Source organism: Curvibacter sp. EU05-FHT14A10 (genome assembly GCF_058791075.1).
The window spans coordinates 17,179-32,432 of record NZ_JBYTDE010000012.1 but is presented as its reverse complement, the minus strand read 5'-3'; the positions used below and the strand labels follow the sequence as shown (position 1 = coordinate 32,432).

Below are 15,254 nucleotides of genomic sequence, written 5' to 3'. Positions count from 1 at the left end.
CCTGTGGCCGACCTGCTGGAGGGCCTTGAGCCTGACCTCGACAGGCGCTTCGGCGGCTTGGCGCGTTTGTACGGTGTCGAGGGTGCCGCGCGCATCCGCGCGGCCCATGTGGTGGTGGTAGGCATCGGCGGCGTGGGCTCCTGGGCAGCCGAGGCTTTGGCGCGCAGTGGCGTGGCTGAGCTGACCTTGATCGACCTGGACAATGTGGCCGAGTCCAACATCAACCGCCAGATCCATGCCTTGGGTGCCACGGTGGGGCAGGCCAAGGTGGACGCCATGGCCGAGCGCATCGCCGACATCCATCCGGGCTGTGTCGTGCATCGGGTGGAGGATTTCGTGACCCCCGAGAATTGGCATGACTTGTGGCCTGTCGGGGCTTCTGCGGTGATCGATGCCTGTGATCAGGTCAAAACCAAGACGGCGCTGGCCGCCTGGGCTCGGCGAAGTTCGGTGCCCTTCATTTCGGTGGGTGCAGCCGGTGGCAAGCGTCAGGCTCATCTGGTGGACATTGACGACCTGAGCCAGACCACCCACGATCCCTTGCTGGCTCAACTCAGATACCGCTTGCGCCGCGAGCATGCGGCGCCCAAGGATGGTAAGCGCATGGGTGTGGCCTGCGTGTTCAGTCGCGAGGCAGTGGCCCCCCCGGATCCATCGTGCCAGTTGGCTGGCGACGGATCCTTGAATTGCCATGGCTATGGGTCGGTGGTTAGCGTGACCGCCACGTTCGGGCAATGTGCGGCAGGCTGGGTTTTGGATCAATTGGCTGCCGTGAGTTCTAAACGGTCAAAAAACACGATATAATCTGAGGCTTCGCTGATTCAGATATCGAAAATTTGAAAAAGCTGTTGGGACGTTAGCTCAGTTGGTAGAGCAGCGGACTTTTAATCCGTTTGTCGTGGGTTCGACCCCCGCACGTCCCACCAAAGACACCCAAGCCAGCCCGTGGGGCTGGCTTTTTTCATGGGCCGTCATGACGACTTCTAGTGCTGTCAATCGAATGCCTCTGGTGGACGCCCTCAAAGGCGTCGCCTGTGTGCTCATCGTGAGTCACCATCTGGCTTTTTATGGTCCCATGTCGGATGTGGCGCTGGCCCTTGCGCCGGCCCTCATCAGTTGGCTGTATGACTATGGTCGCCTGGCTGTTCAGGTGTTTTTGGTCATGGCTGGTTTTCTCACGGCAGGCCAACTGTCCCGCTTTGCCCGTTCTGGGCAGCGTGTTCCTCTTTTCTCCCTTGTCTGGCAGCGGTATCTTCGCCTGGCCATCCCTTATGTCTCCGCCTTGCTGCTGGCCATCGTCATGGCTGCTTTGATCAGGCCATGGTTGCACCATGAGTCGGTGCCGTCGGCGCCTGATTTTTGGCGTGTCGTCTCGCATGTGTTCATGTTGCATAACTGGCTGGGGCATGAGGCGCTGTCTGCGGGTGTCTGGTATGTGGCCATCGATTTGCAGTTGTACAGCCTGGCGGTGTTGTTGTTCTGGATGGGTCAGAAGCTGGCTGGGCCCATGGATCCCCATGATGTGGTGGCACGATCGCGCCTGACGGCCTGGGTGGTCAGCCTCACCAGCGTGCTCATGCTTGCTTCGCTGCTGTTCTTCAATCGGGACGCCGGGTTTGATGTCACGGGGCTCTATTTCTTCGGCTCCTACGCGCTGGGGATGATGGCGCGTTGGGCTTCGGGGCGCCGTCATCCTTGGTTGTGGCTGGCTGCTCTGGCGGCGGTCGGTGGTCTGGCGTTGATGCTGGAGTTCCGCATTCGCATTGCCATTGCCTTGGCAACTTCGATGTTGCTTGGCGTGGTGTTGCTGCGCGGCTCCTGGCATTGGCTGCATCATGGTTTGTTGGCTTGGCTGGGCCGAATTTCCTATTCGGTTTTCTTGATTCACTTTCCCATCTGTCTGCTGTTCAACGCCGCTTGGCATCATTGGTTTCCGACCCAGCCCTGGGTCAACATCCTTGGGATGGGCTTGGCCTTGATGAGCAGCCTGGCTTGCGGTCACCTGTTCTGGCTGCTGGTCGAAAATCGTGGCAGCGCCAAGGTCATGGGTGCGTTGGCGGCTCTGCGCTGATCCGGTCTTTTATCGGGCTTCTGCTATGGGTGCTTTGGTCGGCGCCCGTTAGAGTGCTTTGTATCTTTGATTCAAGGCGAGTGAGGTGGCTGGTGCAGCGTGATTGGTGGTTTAAGGCCCTTGTGGGTGTGATCTTGCTGGCATCGGCCTTGTCATGGGCTCAGAAGCCGAATGGTGGTGCGCCGGCCCCGATGTCGAATTCTGCTGTACCACCTCCGGACTCGATGGCTGCACGTCTTCAGGCCTGTACGGCCTGCCATGGCCGCGAAGGGCGGGCCACGCCGGACGGGTACTTTCCTCGCTTGGCGGGCAAACCGCAGGGCTACCTTTACCATCAGTTGTTGAATTTCCGGGAGGGTCGCAGACGCTATCCCCTGATGTCCGGTTTGCTGGAGCACCTCAGCGACGCCTACCTGGCGGAGATGGCGGGCTACTTTGCCGAGTTGGAGATCCCCTATCCGGCACCGCGTCCACCGCAGGTGGATGCCGCGCAGCTGGAGCGTGGCAAACGCCTGGTTCAGCAGGGCGATGGTGCACGCGGCTTGCCGGCCTGTGTTCAATGCCACGGCCCGGCGATGACGGGTTTGCAGCCGGCGGTGCCTGGCCTGCTTGGTTTGCCTCGGGATTACCTCAACAGCCAGTTGGGCGCATGGCAGACGGGGCAGCGACAGGCTTTGGCTCCTGATTGCATGGCTCGTGTCGCACGCATGCTGAGTGCTGACGAGGTCAGCGCCGTCTCGGCATGGCTGGCCACTCAGCCGTTGCCTGCGAATGCTCGGGCGGTCAAGAGTCTGCCTCAGCCCCTGCCTTTGAAATGTGGTGGCCTGAGCGTGAGGGAGGCGTCATGAGGCGATTGATTTGGGTCGCGGCGTTGGTTTGTGGGGCGGTGTTGACGGTGTTTGCTGCGCTACTTTGGATGGGTTGGCGCGATCCGGCGGAGGCTTTGCCTGTCCTGTCTGGGGAGGGTGAACAGGCCTTGCCCGCCGATCAGGTGTCCCGGGGTGCCTATCTGGCCAGGGCCGGCAATTGCGCAGCTTGCCATACCGCACAAGGTGGCCCGATATATGGCGGGGGGCGAGCGATCGAAACCCCGTTCGGGCGTGTGTTTTCCAGCAACTTGACCTCCGATCCAGCGACGGGTCTGGGGCGTTGGACGGCGGACGATTTCTGGTGGGCTCTAAGGCACGGGCGTTCGCGCGATGGGCGCCTGCTGAATCCTGCGTTCCCGTACCTTGAGTTCAGTCGGGTGACGCCAGAGGATGCGATGGCTTTGTGGGCTTATTTGAGAACGATCCCGCCAGTCACTCGTGAAAATCGGCCTCATGATTTGGCTTGGCCTTACCGCACGCAATGGGCGCTGGCTTTCTGGCGCGGCTTGTATTTCCGTCCCGCAGTCTGGCAGGACCTGCCCGATCGAAGCCCGTCCTGGAACCGCGGTGCCTATCTGGTTCAGGGATTGGGTCATTGCGGTGCTTGTCATACTCCGCGAGATGCCCTGGGTGGTTATCGCCCTGGCGCTGAATTGGCGGGGTACCGTCTGCCTGGACAGGGGTGGTATGCCCCGTCACTCGTGGATGCGGAGCAGGCTGGGGTGGCGGCTGGGAGGGGTGAAGAGTGGGTGAAGGTGCTCAAATCGGGCGCGGGCGCAGCTGCCGTGGTGACCGGCCCCATGGCCGAAGTCGTCTTCCGCAGTACGCAGTACCTCAGTCCGGAGGATTTGCGCGCCATGGCGTCCTATCTGGAGCCATCTTCGCAGGCGTCTGGACACTTGCCCTCGGCGGAGGGGGGGCGGGTGCATGTGCCTTCTGTCGCTGCGGCGGGTCCAGGGGGGCAGCTCTATGAGCGCCATTGTTCCTCCTGTCATGGTGAGCAGGGGCAGGGCGTCAAGGGGGCCTACCCCGCGTTGGCTGGCAATCGGGCTGTGCTGATGCCGCAAACCAGCAATCTGGTGCGTACGGTGCTGGAGGGTGGGTATGGACCCAGTACGCTGGACAACCCGCGGCCGCATGGCATGCCGCCTTTTCGTCTGGTCTTGCGTGACGAAGAGGTGGCTGCTGTGTTGTCCTATGTGCGCAATGCCTGGGGAAACGCCGCGCCGCCAGTCCTGCCTCTGGATGTTCTTCGCGACGGCGGAACTGCGCATTGAAAATGCGGCCCATGGATCATGAACTTGCAAAAGTTTGCGCTACCATCCGGCCAAACTGGGGGTGTCGATGTCAGAGTGGTTTGTGGTTTGTCTCTGTGCCGGTTGGTGCGGGGTCTGCAAGGAGTATTCGGCAGGATTCCGTGCTCTGGCGGCGCGCCATCCTGAAGCTGCCTTTCATTGGGTGGACATTGAAGACGAAGCGGAGGTCATGGGCGACGTGGATGTGGAGACCTTTCCCACCTTGTTGATCGCTTGTGGCACTGAGGTGCACCACTTCGGCGCCTTGCCTCCGCAGCCCGAAGTTCTGGTGCGTTTGCTGGGTGGATTCCAGGCCGATCCGGGGCGCGTTCCGAGGACTGATGCAGAAGCAAAGGCCTTGTGGCAAAGGGTGCGCGGGGTGCTGGGCGTCGATACGGTATGCACTGATCCCGCCTCGTGCAAAAACTAAAGCTGAAACCTTTGCAAATCAACACTTTAGACGTTACAATAAGGGCTTCACGACCAAACGGGCGGGTAATTACCGCCCGTTTTTTTTGGTTAATCGTTTTTGGTGTGGTGCTTGTGCCCTGGTGTGAACCTGGCTTTTGGCGCCACTGACCACCTCTTAACAGGTTGCATCCGGATCAACGTGGCGCTACAGCAAACCGTCGAACAAACCGTAACTGGACTGGGTTATGACCTCGTGGAGATCGAGCGCTCCGCATCGGGCTTGCTACGCATCACCATTGATCTGCCCTGGTCTCCCGAAGCCGCAGCCCTGCCGCCCGTGTATGTCACGGTCGAAGATTGCGAAAAAGTCACTCGCCAACTGCAATTCGCTCTTGAAGTCGAAGATGTGGACTATCGGCGTCTCGAGGTCTCCTCTCCCGGTCTGGACAGGCCGTTGCGCAACGAACAGGATTTCGTGCGTTTTGTGGGCGAGATCATCGACATCACCTTGAAAAGCCCCATGGGCGCCGCAGCCGGTGGCCTGGTTAGCGCGAGTCGCAAGAAATTTCGCGGCACGCTGGAGCGTGTCGAATCTGCCGAAGCACCGGCCCAGTGGCAAATCGTCTGGCGTGATGAGCCGGCGGTCAAGCCTGGGCAGAAGATCAGCAAGAAGCGCGTGCCTGCGCCCTTGCAGGTGCTTGGTTTCACGCTTGATGAGCTTCGCGAAGCCCGTCTGGCGCCCATCGTCGATTTCAAAGGGCGCGCTTCCCCGCAGGAAGCGCCGTCTGCTTGAACGGGTGCTTGGCCGAGCGATCTGCCAGCACCCCCATTGCATCGTTTTGGATAGGAGAGTCGTGACATGAATCGCGAATTGTTGATGTTGGTCGAAGCCATCTCGCGCGAAAAGAATGTGGAGCGTGATGTGGTCTTTGGGGCCGTCGAATCGGCACTGGCCCAGGCTACCAAGAAGCTCTATGAGGGCGAGGTGGACATTCGCGTGGCGATTGACCGCGACACGGGCAATTACGAGACCTTCCGCCGCTGGCACGTGGTGCCCGATGAGGCCGGTCTGCAACTGCCTGACCAGGAAATCCTGCTGTTCGAAGCCAAGGAACAGATCCCTGACATCGAACTCGACGAGTACATCGAAGAGTCCGTTCCTTCGGTGCCGATCGGCCGCATTGGCGCCATGGCAGCCAAGCAGGTGATTCTCCAGAAGATCCGTGACGCCGAGCGCGAAATGCTGCTCAACGACTTCATGTCGCGTGGCGACAAGATTTTTGTCGGCACGGTCAAGCGCATGGACAAGGGCGACATCATCGTCGAGTCGGGTCGTGTCGAAGGCCGTCTGCGTCGTGGCGAGATGATCCCCAAGGAAAACCTGCGCAATGGCGACCGCGTCCGCGCCATGATCATGGAAGTCGATCTGACCCTGCGAGGTGCTCCGATCGTGTTGTCGCGTTCGGCGCCAGAATTCATGATCGAACTGTTCCGTCAGGAAGTGCCTGAAATCGAGCAAGGCCTGCTTGAGATCAAGTCTTGCGCCCGTGATGCCGGCTCCCGCGCCAAGATCGCCGTGCTGTCGCACGACAAGCGTGTCGACCCGATCGGCACCTGCGTTGGCGTGCGCGGCACCCGCGTCAATGCCGTGACCAACGAATTGGCAGGTGAACGCGTCGACATCGTGCTGTGGAGCGAAGACCCGGCTCAGTTCGTGATCGGTGCACTGGCCCCAGCCAACGTGCAGTCGATTGTGGTGGACGAAGAAAAGCACGCCATGGATGTGGTGGTGGACGAAGAGAACCTCGCCATCGCCATCGGCCGCGGTGGTCAGAACGTGCGCTTGGCCTCTGACCTGACGGGTTGGAAGATCAACATCATGGACGCAGCCGAATCGGCTCAGAAACAAGCCAATGAAACACAGGCCACGCGCCAGTTGTTCATGGAAAAGCTGGATGTCGACGAGGAAATCGCCGAGATCCTGATTTCTGAAGGCTTCACCAGCCTCGAAGAAGTGGCCTATGTGCCGATCCAGGAAATGCTGGAGATCGAAAGCTTCGACGAAGACACGGTGAATGAACTGCGTTCGCGGGCCAAGGATGCTCTGCTGACCATGGAAATCGCTCGTGAAGAGAGCGTTGACGAAGTTTCCCAGGACTTGCGTGATCTCGAGGGCCTCAGCCCCGAATTGATCGGCAAGCTGGCAGCTGGCGGGGTCCATACCCGCGACGAACTGGCGGATCTGGCGGTGGATGAACTCACCGACATCACCGGCCAGACCCCTGAAGAAGCCACGGCTTTGATCATGAAGGCACGCGAACATTGGTTCGCGGGTCAAGAGTAATGGTCATGGAGGCAAGAACCAAATATGTCAAGTACCACTGTCGCCGAGTTCGCTAACGAACTCAAGAAGTCCCCTGAAACCCTGCTCGAGCAGCTTCGCACGGCGGGCGTTTCCAAGCGCTCCTCTTCCGACAACCTGACCGAGTCCGACAAGCAGCAGCTGCTGAGTTTTCTGCAAGCAAGCCACGGCACCACGGCTGTGGATCGCAAGAAGATCACGCTCGTCAAGAAGTCGACCAGCGAAATCAAGCAAGCCGATGCCACTGGCAAGGCGCGCACCATTCAGGTGGAAGTGCGCAAGAAGCGCACCTTCATCCAGCGCGAGGAAGACGTGCGCCCTGAATCCGCCGCTGTGGTGGAGCAGGAAGTGCCGCCGACGGCCGCTGAAACCGCACACAACGCTGACCTGAGCCGCCGTGAGGAAGAAGCCCGTCGCCAGGCCGAGCAGATCCGTGATCAGGAAACCGAGCTGGCGACCAAGCGCCGTGAGCGCGAAGAGCTGGAGCGTCGTGAACGCGAAGCCGAAGAGCGTGCCGCCGCCTATGCCGCCCAGGAAGAAGCCCGTCGGGCCCAAGCCATGGCTGAGAAGGAAGTGGCCAGCAAGGAGCAGGCAGAAGCTGCCGCTGCCGTGCGTGCCGCCGCCGCTGCTGCACGTGAGAAGGCTGAGTCCGAATCCCGGGCCCGCGCTCAAGAAGAGGCCACCCGTGCCGCCGACCTGAGCGAGCGCCGCCGCAAGGCCGAGGCCGAAGCGGCCGCCATCCGTTCGATGATGGCCACTCCCAAGAAGGTTCTCGTGGCCAAGAAGCCCGAGGAGCCGAAGCCGGTGGCCAAGCCTGCTGATGCCAAGGCTGGCGTCAAGGGCACGCTGCACAAGCCTGCCGGAACACCTGGCGCTGGTGCGGGCACCCGCACGGCCAACGCACCGGCACCTGCCGCAGGCCCTGGTGGCAACAAGGAAGTCAAGTCGGCCAAGCTGTCCTCCAGCTGGGCGGGCGATCCGGCCAAGAAGAAAGAAATCAAGACCCGCGGCGACAGCAGTGGTGGCGTGGGCCGCAACAGTTGGCGCAGTGGTCCGCGTGGCCGCCGTGGCAATGACCGCGACAGCCGCGATGACCAGCAGCAGCAGGCACCGGCTGAAGCACGTGTGATCGAAGTGCACGTGCCTGAAACCATCACCGTGGCCGAACTGGCCCACAAGATGGCGGTCAAGGCCTCCGAGGTGATCAAGCACCTGATGAAGCTGGGTCAGATGGTCACCATCAACCAGCCGCTGGATCAGGACACCGCGATGATCGTGGTCGAGGAAATGGGGCACAAGGCCATCGTGGCCGCACTGGATGACCCGGAAGCCTTCACCGACGAAGACGTGGCAGCCCAGGACGCCGAACAACTGCCTCGTGCACCTGTCGTGACCGTGATGGGCCACGTCGACCACGGCAAGACCTCGCTGCTGGATTACATCCGTCGCACCAAGGTGGCCTCTGGCGAAGCCGGTGGCATCACCCAGCACATTGGCGCCTACCACGTGGAAACCCCGCGCGGCATGGTGTCCTTCCTGGACACCCCGGGCCACGAGGCCTTCACGGCCATGCGTGCCCGTGGCGCTCAGGCCACCGACATTGTCATCCTGGTGGTGGCTGCCGACGACGGCGTGATGCCGCAGACCAAGGAAGCCATCAAGCATGCCAAGGCTGCGGGTGTACCGATCGTGGTCGCCATCAACAAGATCGACAAGCCGGATGCCAACCTGGAGCGCGTGAAGAGCGAGTTGGTGGCTGAAGAAGTCGTGCCTGAAGAGTTCGGCGGCGAGTCTCCCTTTGTGCCGGTGTCGGCCAAGATGGGGACGGGCATCGATGAGTTGCTCGAACAGGTGCTGCTGCAGGCTGAAGTGTTGGAACTCAAGGCCCCGGTTGATGCCAACGCCAAGGGCCTGGTGATCGAAGCCAAGCTCGACAAGGGCCGTGGCCCCGTGGCCACCGTGCTGGTTCAGTCCGGTACGCTCAAGACGGGTGATGTGGTGCTGGCTGGCCAGACCTACGGTCGTGTGCGTGCCATGCTCGATGAAGCCGGCCGCGCCATCAAGTCGGCAGGTCCGTCGATCCCGGTTGAAATCCAGGGTCTGACCGAAGTGCCTCAGGCCGGTGATGAATTCATGGTGCTCACGGATGAACGCCGTGCCCGTGAAATCGCCACCTACCGCGCCGGCAAGTTCCGCAACACCAAGCTGGCCAAGCAACAGGCCGCCAAGCTGGAGAACATGTTCTCCGACATGTCGGCAGGCGAAGTCAAGACCTTGCCGATCATCATCAAGGCCGACGTGCAGGGTTCGCAGGAAGCCCTGGCTGCCTCGCTGCTCAAGCTCTCCACCGACGAAGTCAAGGTGCAACTGGTCTACGCCGCTGTGGGCGCGATCAGTGAATCCGACATCAACCTGGCCATCGCATCGAAGGCCATCGTGATCGGCTTCAACGTGCGTGCCGATGCCGGCGCCCGCAAGACGGCCGAAGGCAACTCGGTTGACATCCATTACTACAACATCATTTACGACGCCGTCGATGAGTTGAAGGCAGCGATGTCGGGCATGCTGACGCCGGACAAGAAGGAAGAAGTCATCGGTACGGCCGAAATCCGCACTGTGTTCGTCGCCTCCAAGATCGGCACGGTGGCTGGCTGTATGGTCACCTCTGGCATGGTCAACCGCTCGGCACGCTTCCGCCTGCTGCGCGACAACGTGGTCATCTACACTGGCGAGCTTGAGTCCCTCAAGCGCGTCAAGGACGATGTCCGCGAAGTCAAGGAAGGCTTCGAGTGCGGTATCAAGCTCAAGAACTACAACGACATCTCCGTGGGCGACCAGTTGGAGTTCTTCGAGATCAAGGAAATCGCCCGCACGCTGTGAGCGTGAGGCGACGACCCGAGCAAGACGATGGTACGCAAGGCATCCAGCACCCCTAACCGCAGCTTCAAGGTGGCCGATCAGATCCAGCGCGATCTGACCGAGCTGATCGCGCGCGAACTCAAAGATCCGCGTGTCGGCATGGTCACCCTGCAGGCTGTGGAGGTGACGCCCGACTATGCGCACGCCAAGGTGTATTTCAGTCTCCTGATTGGCGACCCGAAAGAAACCGAGGAAGCGCTGAACCAGGCCGCCGGCTTCCTGCGCAACGGCCTGTTCAAGCGTCTGCACATTCACACTGTGCCGACACTGCACTTCCACTTCGACCGCACCACCGAGCGTGCGGCCGACATGAACGCCTTGATTGCCAAGGCGGTTTCTTCTCGCGCGAAAGACGACTGACCCCATGAACGCGCCACGCACAAGGGTGCAACGGCGCCCTGTGCATGGGGTGTTGTTGCTCGACAAACCGCTCGGACTCTCGAGCAACAATGCCTTGCAGAAGGCCAAATGGCTGCTGCGGGCCGAAAAAGCGGGCCACACCGGCACGCTAGATCCTTTGGCCACTGGGGTGCTGCCGCTGTGCTTTGGTGCCGCCACCAAGTTCAGCCAACTCCATCTGGACGCCGACAAGACCTATGTGGCGGTGGCCCGCCTGGGTCAGCGCAGCAGCACGGGCGACCGTGAGGGCGAGATCATCGAGACCCGTGAGGTCGATCCCGCCTGCCTCAGCCCGGTGTCACTGGCGGCAGTCCGCCAACGCTTTCTGGGGCCGATCCGTCAGGTGCCGCCCATGCACAGCGCCCTGAAGAAAGACGGCAAGGCTTTGTACGAATATGCCCGCGAGGGCATTGATGTCGAGCGCCCGGCGCGGGATGTGACCATTTTTGAGCTGCAACTGACAGACGTTTCGGCAGAGCAGGGGTTTCCTGCGGTGCGCATCGAGGTCCGTTGCAGCAAGGGCACTTATATCCGTACCCTGGGCGAAGACATTGGCGAAGCGCTGGGTTGCGGGGCCTACCTCGTGTCCTTGCGCCGCACCGTGACGGGTGACTTCGACCAAGGCCAGTGCGTCAGCCTGGAAGCGCTGGAGGCTCTGCCCGAAGGCGAGCGCCTGGCCAGCCTGATGCCGGTACAGACCTTGCTGACGCATCACACCCGCGTCACGCTGGACAGTCAGAATGCGGGGCGATTTCTGAGCGGCATGCGCCGCCGAGGCGCCTGGGCTGATGCCCAGGCCGTGGCGGTGTTCGGTGATGAACCGCCCGCTTTGCTGGGGGTGGGCCACACGTTGGCCGGTGAGCTGATCCCGGAGCGGCTGTTGAGCCCCATCGAGATCCAACAGATTCTTGAAAACATGGAACGAACCCACGGAAGCGAAGGCAACCGTACTGAGGAAACGAAATGAGCAAACAAATTCGAAACATCGCCATCATTGCCCACGTTGACCATGGCAAAACCACCATGGTTGACCAACTGCTGCGTCAGTCGGGCACCTTCGCGGAACACGAGAAAATCGTGGACACCGTGATGGACAACAACGCCATCGAAAAAGAACGTGGCATCACGATTCTGGCCAAGAACTGCGCCGTGAGCTGGGAAGGCACCCACATCAACATCGTCGACACCCCGGGCCACGCGGACTTCGGCGGCGAAGTCGAACGTGCCCTGTCGATGGTGGACGGTGTGGTGCTGCTGATCGACGCCCAGGAAGGCCCGATGCCGCAAACCCGTTTCGTGACCAAGAAGGCCCTGGCCCTGGGCCTGCGCCCGATCCTGGTGGTGAACAAGGTCGACAAGCCCGGCGCCAACCCGGACAAGGTCGTCAACGCTGCTTTCGATCTGTTCGACAAGCTGGGCGCGACCGACGAACAACTGGACTTCCCCGTGGTGTACGCCTCGGGCATCAATGGTTGGACCTCGCTGGAAGAAGGCGTTCCGGGCGAACAATGGGGCCCCGACATGTCGGCCCTGTTCAACACCATCCTGAAGCACGTTCCGTCGCAAAAGGGTGACCCGAACGCTCCTCTGCAACTGCAAATCTCGGCATTGGACTTCTCCACCTTTGTGGGTCGCATCGGTGTGGGCCGCATCAGCCAAGGCACGCTCAAGCCCATGAGCGACGTGCTGGTCATGGAAGGTCCGGACGGCAAGGCCGTCAAGGGCCGCGTCAACCAGGTGCTGACCTTCCAGGGCCTGGACCGCGTCCAGTCCACTGAAGCCGGCCCGGGCGAAATCGTGCTGATCAACGGCATTGCCGACATCGGTATCGGCGTCACCGTGACCGACGTGAACAACCCGGCTCCGCTGCCCATGCTGAAGGTTGACGAACCGACCCTGACCATGAACTTCTGCGTCAACACCTCGCCGCTGGCCGGCCGTGAAGGCAAGTTCGTGACCAGCCGTCAGATCTGGGACCGCCTGCAAAAGGAACTGCAACACAACGTGGCCCTGCGCGTGAAGGAAACCGACGAAGAAGGTATCTTTGAAGTCATGGGTCGCGGCGAACTGCACTTGACCATTCTGCTGGAAAACATGCGTCGCGAAGGCTATGAAATGGCCGTGTCCAAGCCGCGTGTGGTGTTCCGCGACATCGACGGTGTGCGCTACGAGCCGATCGAGATGGTGACGGCCGACATCGAAGAGGGCCACCAAGGTGGCGTGATGCAAGCCCTGGGCGAGCGCAAGGGCGAGCTGGTCAACATGGAACCCGATGGCCGTGGTCGCGTCCGCCTGGAATACCGCATCCCGGCCCGTGGCCTGATCGGTTTCACCAACGAGTTCCTGAACCTGACACGCGGTTCTGGCCTGATCAGCAACATCTTCGACAGCTACGAACCCCACAAGGGTGAAATCGGTGGCCGTAAGAACGGCGTGCTGATCTCCATGGACGATGGTGAAATTTTCACCTACGCCCTGGGCAAGCTGGACGACCGTGGCCGCATGTTTGTGAAGGCCAACGACCCGGTGTACGAAGGCATGATCGTCGGTATCCACAGCCGCGACAACGATCTGGTGGTCAATGCCACCCGCACCAAGCAGTTGACCAACTTCCGCGTGAGCGGCAAGGAAGACGCCATCAAGATCACGCCCCCGATCGAACTCACGCTGGAATACGGCGTTGAATTCATCGAGGACGACGAACTGGTCGAAATCACGCCCAAGTCGGTGCGTCTGCGCAAGCGCCACCTGAAGGAACAGGACCGCAAGCGCGCCAGCCGCGCTTGAGGTGGCTGACTCAGCCCCGCCTGTGTTCATGTGACGCAGGCGGGGTTGTGAAGAGAGAAGGGGGCTTTGGGCCCCCTTTTTTGTTTTTGGAGCGGATGCCGACCTGGTGAGGTGTGCGTTTCTCGGATGGGCCGATATCGGCTCGGGGTGGTCGGCTACCTCGACACGGGCTTGATCAAGGGGCGAGTCCGTTGGGGAAACGCCCGAGGCTGGGCGGGGGGCTAAAACAGCTCATCAGAAGCCATGGCTTCGACGCTGCTCACTTGACCCGCTGCTTCTCCAGCTTGCGGGCCAGGGTGCGGCGGTGCATGCCCAGGCGGCGCGCCGTTTCGGAGATGTTGAAGCCCGTCTCGGCCAGGGTTTCGTGGATGCGCTCCCATTCGAGCGTTTTGATCGAGGTGGAGCGGTTGGTCAGTTCGACCTCGGTGCTGCCAGCCACATGGCCAAAAGCGGCTTCGATGTCGTCGGTATTGGAGGGCTTGGCCAGGTAGTGGCATGCGCCCAGCTTGATGGCTTCTACCGCGGTGGCAATGCTGGCAAAACCGGTCAGTACCACGATCAAGGCCTCAGGCACTTTCTGGTGCAGTTGCTGCACGCAGGCCAGGCCAGTGGCATCTCCGTTGAGTTTGAGGTCGATCACGGCATAAGCCGGCTGGTGTTCTTGCAGCAGGGCCTGCATGTCGTGCAGGGTGCTGGCGTGCAAGGTGCGATAGCCACGGCGTTCGAACGATCGGCCCAGGGTGCGCGCAAAAGCGGCATCGTCTTCAACGATCAACAGCAGACGTTCAGCTTCCATGGCCGCTATTGTCGTCGAGTGTGATGGCCCGCAAAGGCAATCTCAGGGTGACAACCGCACCCCCGTCAGGGCGATTTTCGGCCCGCACCGAGCCGCCCAGGGTACGGGCCACGTTGAAGACCAGAAACAGCCCCAATCCACCGCCCTGGCGCCCTTTGGTGGACTGGTAAGGTTTGCCAATCTGGCGCAGAACCTCCACTGCAAATCCCGCGCCTCGGTCTGACACCTGCAGGGTCAGCCAGTCGTCGTCGCTCTGCGCGCTCACCTTGACCCAGCCGGGTGAGGCCTCCTGGGCGTTGTCCAGCACATTGCAGATCATCTGGCGCAAGGTGGTGTCGGCCGCCAACGGCAGGTCGGTCTTCAGCTTCATTTCAAACTCGAACTGGCCCAGTTCGCGGGTACCGCGCCATTGCGTCACCACCTGTTCGAGAAAGGCCTGCAAGGTGCTGCGTTCGGCCCCCTCACCGCGTGCCTCACCAGCCGACATCAGGATGCCGGTGACGATGGATTTGCAGCGCGCCAACTCTCCCTGCATGTCGGTCAGCTCATCCAGCAGGTCAGGGTTCTGGCGGAACAAGGGCATGCGCCGCCAATCTCCGAGGATCACCGCCAGGGTCGACAGGGGTGTTCCCAGTTCATGGGCCGCTCCCGAGGCCAGCAAGCCCATGCGAATGATGTGCTCCTGCTCGGCGGCTTGCTGTCTCAGGTTGGCCAGTCGGGCATCGCGCAGGCGCAGGTTGTCCTGAATGCGGGTCATGAAGACCACCAACAGGGCGGCATTCAACATGAAGCACAGCAGCAGGCCCAACACGTAGAAGCTCGCCAAGCCCCGGTCATGGTCCAGGGGCAAGTCCAGTGGACGGGCCAACAAGGCCAGGCCCGCCACACACAGCGTGCACACCACCACCATCGCCCAGGTCGACCAAGCCTCGAGCAGCATGGCGCACAGGGCGATTTGCAGCAGGTAAAGAAAGACAAACGGGTTGGTGGTACCGCCGCTCAGGTACAGCTGCAAGGTGAGCACGGCCACATCCACGCTCAGGGCCAGCAACAGCTCATGGTTGCCCACCTCGCGCTGTTCATGCCAGCGCAGGTGGCTGGCGATGTTGAAACCGATCAGGCAGGCCAGCACCTCCACCATCTGCGGCATGGGCAGATGGATGTCCAGCATGAGCTTGGCGACGGCAATGGTGGCAATCTGGCCCATCACTGCAAACCAGCGCAGCTGGATCAGCAGCAACATGTTGCGGTGTCCGGTCAGGTGGTCCAGCCGGGATTGCTCTTTGCTTGTCATGGGCTGCGCATCAGGGGTTGGGAGGCGGTTCATTCGGCCCGCCACACCACG

The 15,254-nt window shown here is 61.4% G+C and carries 13 protein-coding genes, 1 tRNA gene and 1 pseudogene; 13 read left to right on the top strand and 2 right to left on the bottom strand.

The features are described from left to right. Positions 1 to 3: 3 nt before the first annotated feature. The 13 genes and pseudogenes from AC3WUT_RS21015 (at position 4) to typA (ending at position 13,113) form a co-directional block, all read left to right on the top strand. Positions 4 to 804 (top strand): tRNA threonylcarbamoyladenosine dehydratase, encoded by an 801-nt coding sequence (locus tag AC3WUT_RS21015; protein ID WP_492349037.1) that lies wholly within the window; start codon positions 4 to 6, stop codon positions 802 to 804. A gap of 46 nt (positions 805 to 850) precedes the next feature. Then, positions 851 to 926 (top strand) — tRNA-Lys (locus AC3WUT_RS21010). 47 nt (positions 927 to 973) lie between these two features. Further along, positions 974 to 2,071, top strand: a complete 1,098-nt coding sequence (locus tag AC3WUT_RS21005; protein ID WP_492349036.1) for an acyltransferase family protein — start codon at positions 974 to 976, stop codon at positions 2,069 to 2,071. Positions 2,072 to 2,262: 191 nt separating this feature from the next. Then, positions 2,263 to 2,919 (top strand): c-type cytochrome, encoded by a 657-nt coding sequence (locus AC3WUT_RS21000; protein WP_492349035.1) that lies wholly within the window; start codon positions 2,263 to 2,265, stop codon positions 2,917 to 2,919. Then, positions 2,814 to 3,353, top strand: a pseudogene (locus AC3WUT_RS20995) (c-type cytochrome); the annotation flags it as partial. The gene AC3WUT_RS21000 and the pseudogene AC3WUT_RS20995, both read left to right, overlap by 106 nt. A 336-nt stretch (positions 3,354 to 3,689) precedes the next feature. Further along, positions 3,690 to 4,217, top strand: a complete 528-nt coding sequence (locus AC3WUT_RS20990; RefSeq protein ID WP_492349161.1) for a c-type cytochrome — start codon at positions 3,690 to 3,692, stop codon at positions 4,215 to 4,217. Positions 4,218 to 4,251: 34 nt separating this feature from the next. Further along, positions 4,252 to 4,665 (top strand): thioredoxin family protein, encoded by a 414-nt coding sequence (locus AC3WUT_RS20985; protein WP_492349034.1) that lies wholly within the window; start codon positions 4,252 to 4,254, stop codon positions 4,663 to 4,665. A gap of 180 nt (positions 4,666 to 4,845) precedes the next feature. Then, entirely contained in the window at positions 4,846 to 5,439 is a 594-nt protein-coding gene (gene rimP, locus AC3WUT_RS20980) for a ribosome maturation factor RimP (RefSeq protein ID WP_492349160.1), read from the top strand. Positions 5,440 to 5,505: 66 nt separating this feature from the next. Continuing rightward, positions 5,506 to 6,990 (top strand): transcription termination factor NusA, encoded by a 1,485-nt coding sequence (gene nusA / locus AC3WUT_RS20975; RefSeq protein WP_492349033.1) that lies wholly within the window; start codon positions 5,506 to 5,508, stop codon positions 6,988 to 6,990. Between the two features lie 24 nt (positions 6,991 to 7,014). Next, positions 7,015 to 9,888: a translation initiation factor IF-2 gene (gene infB, locus AC3WUT_RS20970; RefSeq protein ID WP_492349032.1), complete on the top strand. Its 2,874-nt coding sequence runs from the start codon at positions 7,015 to 7,017 to the stop codon at positions 9,886 to 9,888. A 27-nt stretch (positions 9,889 to 9,915) separates the two neighbouring features. Further along, positions 9,916 to 10,287, top strand: coding sequence for a 30S ribosome-binding factor RbfA (rbfA, locus tag AC3WUT_RS20965; RefSeq protein WP_492349031.1), 372 nt, complete (start codon positions 9,916 to 9,918; stop codon positions 10,285 to 10,287). 4 nt (positions 10,288 to 10,291) lie between these two features. After that, a complete protein-coding gene (gene truB / locus AC3WUT_RS20960; RefSeq protein ID WP_492349030.1) occupies positions 10,292 to 11,293 on the top strand; it encodes a tRNA pseudouridine(55) synthase TruB in 1,002 nt (333 codons plus the stop codon). Next, positions 11,290 to 13,113: a translational GTPase TypA gene (gene typA, locus AC3WUT_RS20955; protein ID WP_492349029.1), complete on the top strand. Its 1,824-nt coding sequence runs from the start codon at positions 11,290 to 11,292 to the stop codon at positions 13,111 to 13,113. The genes truB and typA overlap by 4 nt, the downstream gene beginning before the upstream one ends. 259 nt (positions 13,114 to 13,372) lie before the next feature. Here the strand turns inward: typA and AC3WUT_RS20950 are convergent, their stop codons facing one another. Continuing rightward, positions 13,373 to 13,909 (bottom strand): response regulator transcription factor, encoded by a 537-nt coding sequence (locus tag AC3WUT_RS20950; protein ID WP_492349028.1) that lies wholly within the window; start codon positions 13,907 to 13,909, stop codon positions 13,373 to 13,375. Continuing rightward, complete coding sequence (locus tag AC3WUT_RS20945) at positions 13,899 to 15,203, bottom strand: ATP-binding protein (protein WP_492349027.1); 1,305 nt, start codon at positions 15,201 to 15,203, stop codon at positions 13,899 to 13,901. The genes AC3WUT_RS20950 and AC3WUT_RS20945 overlap by 11 nt, the downstream gene beginning before the upstream one ends. Between the last annotated feature and the right edge of the window lie 51 nt (positions 15,204 to 15,254).